Annotated in this window: 5 protein-coding genes and 1 pseudogene; all 6 read right to left on the bottom strand. The window is 48.7% G+C overall.

Annotated features, from left to right (window positions below):
- Positions 1-184 (bottom strand): annotated as a pseudogene (locus tag K6123_RS17975) (UDP-glucose 6-dehydrogenase); the annotation flags it as partial.
- A gap of 204 nt (positions 185-388) precedes the next feature.
- Positions 389-1,813, bottom strand: a complete 1,425-nt coding sequence (locus K6123_RS17970) for a phosphomannomutase (RefSeq protein ID WP_221800290.1) — start codon at positions 1,811-1,813, stop codon at positions 389-391.
- A gap of 178 nt (positions 1,814-1,991) precedes the next feature.
- Positions 1,992-3,431, bottom strand: coding sequence for a mannose-1-phosphate guanylyltransferase/mannose-6-phosphate isomerase (locus tag K6123_RS17965; RefSeq protein WP_221800288.1), 1,440 nt, complete (start codon positions 3,429-3,431; stop codon positions 1,992-1,994).
- Positions 3,428-3,907 (bottom strand): GDP-mannose mannosyl hydrolase, encoded by a 480-nt coding sequence (locus K6123_RS17960; RefSeq protein ID WP_221800286.1) that lies wholly within the window; start codon positions 3,905-3,907, stop codon positions 3,428-3,430. Before K6123_RS17960 ends, K6123_RS17965 begins: the two co-directional genes overlap by 4 nt.
- A 1-nt stretch (position 3,908) precedes the next feature.
- Entirely contained in the window at positions 3,909-4,871 is a 963-nt protein-coding gene (gene fcl / locus K6123_RS17955) for a GDP-L-fucose synthase (RefSeq protein WP_221800284.1), read from the bottom strand.
- A gap of 11 nt (positions 4,872-4,882) precedes the next feature.
- Positions 4,883-6,010, bottom strand: coding sequence for a GDP-mannose 4,6-dehydratase (gene gmd, locus K6123_RS17950; RefSeq protein WP_221800282.1), 1,128 nt, complete (start codon positions 6,008-6,010; stop codon positions 4,883-4,885).
- Position 6,011: the final 1 nt, after the last annotated feature.

Here is a 6,011-nt window from a genome sequence, read left to right as displayed (position 1 = left end):
TGAAGTTGAGCGTCTTGTTGTTGAGAAAATCCTCGATCTCAACATCAACAATCGGAGACTGCCGATTATTCAGCATCTCAACCTTTTCCGGGACAATATCCAGCGCAACCACTTCATTGTGCTGGGACAACAACATGGCGTTTGACAGGCCCACGTAGCCAGTCCCTGCTATGGCAATTTTCATGCTTATTCCTCTGTCACCTGTGAAGCTGGCAACAATCTATGTAATGATCCAACTCAGTATGTTTCAGAGTGTATCAAGACTTTCTGACAAGTCGAAGACGTGCGAGCAATGCTCCGTTTGGCACCAAGAGGAAGAGCGAAAGCAGCAAAAGGGAAGTAAAACAACTCCCCCGAGATAAAGCAGCGTACAACTACCGCCTGACACCTAAACTCGATAATCAGCCAAGTGCCTCAAACTATTTTGAACCAGGCTAATCGCTTTTTCCGCAGTTACGGATTCAGCGTAACAGCGAAACTCTGGCGCATTACCAGAAGGGCGCAAATGCACTACATCGCCGTTTTCCAACGTCAGCCGCAGCCCATCTGTTTGATTAGTTACCGCAATCGCTGATTCCAGTTTCAGTGCTGTCGCAACCGCTGCCAGGTCGTTTTTCCAACCAGCAAGCAAAGCCTGGCTACGATCAGTTGGGAACTCTTGCAAGCGATCACTGGCAGTAAAACGCTGGGGTAATCCCGCAACCAGATCGGACAAACCAATATTATTCTTTACAGCTTCAGCAAGAACAGCCAGAGCAGGTAAAACCGCATCCCTGGTTGGCAAAGCTTTCAGAAGGCTTCCATTCAGTGATATATCCGATTGCAGCAGGAAACCACCGTTAGCTTCAAACCCGGCAACAGCGCCAAAACGCCCCTGTAATTGCTGCATCCCTTCAATCACGTAAGGAGAACCAATACGAGTGCGCATTACCTCGGTAAAGGCCCCACTCTTTTCGATCGCTGTATTACAGCTCACTGGCACAGCCAAAGCCTGTATGCCCAGAGCCTTGGCGCACAAAAGACCAAGCACATCACCACGTAACCAATTGCCTTTTTCATCAGCAATCAGCGGACGATCGCCATCACCGTCGGTAGAGATAATGGCGTCAAAACCGAATTCCGCTGCCCAGGTTTTGGCAAGTTGCTGATCTTCTGGAGAAACCGCTTCGGTGTCGATAGGCACAAAGGTTTCAGTCCTACCCAAGGAAACAACTTCAGCACCCAGTGCTGTTAATATTTCCAGATTGATTTCGCGTCCGGCTGCAGAGTGTTCGTACACCCCTACTTTCTTGCCAGACAACAAATCGTCCGGAAACAGGCTGGTTGCACGCTGAATATACAAGTCACGAGCCGCGGCTGACTCTTCAAGAGCAACCGGCCCAACAACAGGTACTTCGACATCAGACGCCAGAATTGCGAGCTCATCAGCCTTTTCAATTTCGCCATCTGGACGATAAAACTTGATGCCATTGCGATCGAAAGGAATGTGACTACCTGTGATCATGATCGATGGAACTCCATCCTGCATGGCTTTCAGAGCCAAGGCGGGAGTAGGAATCACGCCGTAATAGTCGACCTCCAGACCAGCTGAATGCAACGCCGCAGCACAGGCACTCGCCATAGCCGGACTACTTGGACGGCGGTCAATCGCAATTGCCACCCGGTTGAATTCGAAAGAGTCCTTCATCACAGCAACAAACGCCAGTGTAAAGGCGGTACAGGATGCGGGCGTAAACTGCTCTACCAGTCCACGAGCACCACTGGTGCCAAATTTGATACCACTGGATGCCAGAATTTCACTACTGGTAGCCATTATCTATCCTCTCTGATGCGAGCCAGACATCACTGGCTGCGAAATTTATTAGCAACAGGCCGGAAACCAAACGACCTGATCAGCAAGATGCCAGGTGGAACCCACCTCTGGCTTGCCCCGTTAGCCAACTCCTACTACCCGTTATTCAACGGGTAGTAGGAGATATGAATAATCGAGATTATGCCCTGCCATATAAATCTTTAAATCGAACAATATCGTCTTCACCAAGATATGAGCCCGACTGAACCTCAATCATTTCAAGTTCAATCACACCTGGGTTCTCCAGAGCATGTACCTGACCAATAGGGATATAGGTAGATTCATTCTCGGTAACCAGGTAAGTCTCTTCCCCATTGGTAACCCGAGCTGTTCCAGACACAACAATCCAGTGCTCAGCGCGGTGATGATGCATCTGAACTGAAAGCTTGGCACCAGGTTTGACGGTAATGCGCTTCACCTGATAACGACCGCCATTATCAATAGAATCGTATTTACCCCATGGACGATAAACCTCACGATGGTTTTCGTGCTCGGTGCGACCATCAGCCTTGATACGGTTAACAATATTCTTGACGTCCTGAACCTTGTCTTTTAAAGCAACCAGTAAGGCATCGGGAGTATCAACCACGATGACATCATCAAGGCCCAATGTTGTTACCAGACGACTATCGCTATAGACAAAACTGTTACGGGTATCTTCCAGAATGGTGTCGCCAGCTCCGAGCGTCGCATTGCCGTTTTCACACTTGTCGGCAATTTCCCACAAGGCAGACCAGCTTCCGACATCGCTCCAACCGGCATCCAGAGGCGCAACAACAACCTGAGATTCTGAAGAAGCTTGAACAGAAAGTGGCTCCATTATTGCGTAGTCAATTGACTCATCTGGACAGGCAGCAAAGGCATCAGCATCCACACGGACAAAGTCCATATCCGCAGTTGTATTTGCTACAGCCTTCTCGCAGGCTTCGTAGATATCTGGCCGGAAAGACTTCAAAGCCTCCAAATAACGATCAGCCCGGACCATAAACATCCCGCTGTTCCAGAGGTAATTACCAGCTTCAAGGTATTGCTGCGCAGTTGCCGTATCCGGCTTTTCAACAAACTCTTCAACGGCCTGACAGCCTTCGCCAACAGCAGCACCGGAGCGGATATATCCATAACCCGTTGCGGGTTCTGTTGGTACAATACCCAGCGTACCAACCTTACCGGCTTCAACTGAAGGCATGAGTGTTTCAATAACCTGCTGAAATTCCTTGGTATTTTTAATCACATGGTCCGCCGCAAGAATCAGCATGACCGGGCTAGTTTCACCTTCAACAACCGACTTCATAATCTGCATTGCAGCCAAAGCAATAGCGGGTGCAGTATTGCGGCCAACCGGCTCAAGAATGATTGATGCAGACTGACCAGCTACCCGTAACTGCTCAGCAACCAGGAAGCGATGGTCTTCATTACAGATAACAACAGTATCCTCCACAGACATTCCGTCCAGGCGGGCAGCAGTTTGCTGCAGCATGGTCAGCTGACCACTTAATTTGAGGAACTGCTTTGGGAAAGCCTTGCGGGACAAAGGCCAAAGACGAGTACCGGATCCACCGGCCATAATTACAGGGATCATATTCTGAATCCTTTATCCTGCTGAAAATACCATTTACTATGAAGATGAACAGAGTCGCTGCCCAAAAGCTCATCCTCATACAGCCACTGGTATTCGTTATGCTGTTCTTTTGGCAGAATCAATGGCTCGGAAACCATTAATTCAAACCCGTTAACCACATAATGAGTGTCTGGTTGCTCACCGAATACCGAGTCATTATAAAAATGTTCAAAGAGCCCGATATACCTGGCTCTCGAAGCAGAAAACACCGTACCCAGTTCATTTTTGGTCAGCCGCTCAAATGCAGCAGCCAAGGATTCATTTTTCCGTATGCGCCCTCCAGGAACAAACCAGAATCCTTCCGCCGGTCGATTCAACCGCTTCCCCAGCAATATCTGATTGTGCATATTACGCACAACCAGATCGATAGAAACCAGCGGTGTAGTATCAACAATTCCCCTGAAAGTGGCGTTATCAAGCCAGGGAGATGCCGACATATTACCCCCTGAAATTATCCTGATTTGCCAGAAACCACTCGTAGGTTGAAGCCAGCCCCTGTTTCAGACTAATAGAATAATTCCATCCCAGGTTTTTCAGGGTAGTTACATCCATTAGCTTGCGCGGAGCGCCATCGGGTTTGGAAGCATCAAAAGTAACAACCCCCTTGTAACCCACAACTTCCGCCATTGTCAGCGCCAGCTCAGCAATGGTGCAATCGACTCCAGTGCCAACATTAATATGTGACAACATGGACTCAGTACAGGAATCGTAAATATCCTGCGCCACATTCATAACGAATATCGACGCTGCAGCCATATCATCCACATGCAGGAATTCACGCATCGGCTTGCCAGAGCCCCACACAGCGACTTCTGGCGTCTCAGCCAGCTTGGCCTCATGAAAACGACGCATCAGGGCAGGAATAACATGAGAGTTCTGCGGGTGGAAATTATCGTTTTCACCATAAAGATTGGTTGGCATCACGCTGCGATAATTACGACCGTACTGGCGGTTATAACTTTCGCACAACTTGATACCAGCGATTTTGGCGATTGCATACGGCTCGTTGGTTGGTTCCAACGTGCCAGTTAACAAAGCAGACTCCTTCATCGGCTGGTCGGCCAACTTGGGATAAATGCAGGAAGAGCCGAGGAACAACAATTCATTTACTCCCGCCAAATGGGCAGAGTGAATAATGTTGCATTCAATCATCAGATTTTCGTAAATAAACTCTGCCGGATAGGTATTGTTAGCAACAATACCACCCACCTTGGCAGCAGCCAGATAAACCTGGTCAATTTTTTGTTCTTTGAAGAAATCCTGAACAGCAGCCTGATCCTGCAGGTTTAATTCGGTGCGGTCTCGGGTAATAATTTCCACAGGCTCGGCGGCAGCTTCCAGCTGCCGCACAATAGCCGAACCGACCATACCTTTATGTCCTGCTACAAAAATACGTTTCATAGCAGCCCTCGTTAACCTTCCAAAGAGACGTTGACGTTGTAACCATGCTGTTTCAGCAAGGCATGCTGCTTGGCCTTTTGCAGATCATTCTGAACCATCTCGGCACACATTTCTTCAACCGTAATTTCTGGAACCCAGCCCAGTTTCTCCTTCGCGTTAGCTGGATCACCCAACAGGGTTTCAACCTCGGCAGGACGGAAGTATTTAGGATCAACCTTGACAATCACATCACCGATCTTGACTCCAGGACAGGCCGACTCATCAGAGATAGCAACCACAGAAGCTTTCTCATCCACGCCTTCGCCTTCAAACTGCAACGTGATTCCCAACTCCTTGGCAGACAGGGAAACGAATTCACGTACTGAGATTTGCTTACCGGTTGCAATAACAAAGTCTTCCGGCTTGTCTTGCTGCAGCATCATCCACTGCATACGGACGTAATCCTTGGCATGGCCCCAGTCACGCAGCGAGTCCATATTCCCAAGATACAGGCACTTCTCCAACCCTTGAGAGATATTCGCCAATGCCCGCGTAATTTTGCGGGTAACAAAGGTTTCGCCACGACGTGGAGATTCATGGTTGAAAAGAATGCCATTACAGGCATACATACCATAGGATTCACGGTAGTTAACGGTAATCCAGTAGGCGTACATTTTCGCTACTGCGTATGGTGAACGAGGATAGAAAGGAGTGGTTTCTTTCTGTGGAATTTCCTGTACCAGACCAAACAGCTCTGACGTGGAGGCCTGATAGAAACGGGTTTTCTTTTCCAGCCCCAGGAAGCGAATGGCTTCCAGCAAACGCAAGGTGCCTATCGCGTCCACGTCAGCAGTATACTCCGGAGCCTCAAACGAAACCGCAACATGAGACTGCGCTCCCAGATTGTAGACTTCATCAGGCTGCACTTCACGTAGGATACGGGTCAGGTTCGAGGTATCAGTCAGATCGCCGTAATGCATAAAGAAGTTAACATTTTCTTCATGGCGATCCTGATAAATGTGATCGACACGTTCCGTGTTGAACAGAGATGCACGACGCTTGATACCATGTACTTCATAACCCTTGTCCAGCAGAAACTCTGCCAGGTATGAGCCGTCCTGGCCGGTAACACCGGTAATCAATGCAACTTTCTTCGACATA

It is taken from the genome of Oceanobacter mangrovi (assembly GCF_019740315.1).
Taxonomy (GTDB): Bacteria; Pseudomonadota; Gammaproteobacteria; order Pseudomonadales; family Oceanobacteraceae; genus Oceanobacter; species Oceanobacter mangrovi.
The sequence above is the reverse complement of the archived record's forward strand: the minus strand, read 5'-3'. Positions and strand labels throughout refer to the sequence as shown.

What these genes read in the sequence shown, in the direction of transcription:
- K6123_RS17960 (WP_221800286.1), bottom strand. Translation starts at nt 3,907, where the DNA reads ATGTCGGCATCTCCCTGGCTTGATAACGCCACTTTCAGGGGAATTGTT.
- K6123_RS17965 (WP_221800288.1), bottom strand. Translation starts at nt 3,431, where the DNA reads ATGATCCCTGTAATTATGGCCGGTGGATCCGGTACTCGTCTTTGGCCT.
- gmd (WP_221800282.1), bottom strand. Translation starts at nt 6,010, where the DNA reads ATGTCGAAGAAAGTTGCATTGATTACCGGTGTTACCGGCCAGGACGGC.
- K6123_RS17970 (WP_221800290.1), bottom strand. Translation starts at nt 1,813, where the DNA reads ATGGCTACCAGTAGTGAAATTCTGGCATCCAGTGGTATCAAATTTGGC.
- fcl (WP_221800284.1), bottom strand. Translation starts at nt 4,871, where the DNA reads ATGAAACGTATTTTTGTAGCAGGACATAAAGGTATGGTCGGTTCGGCT.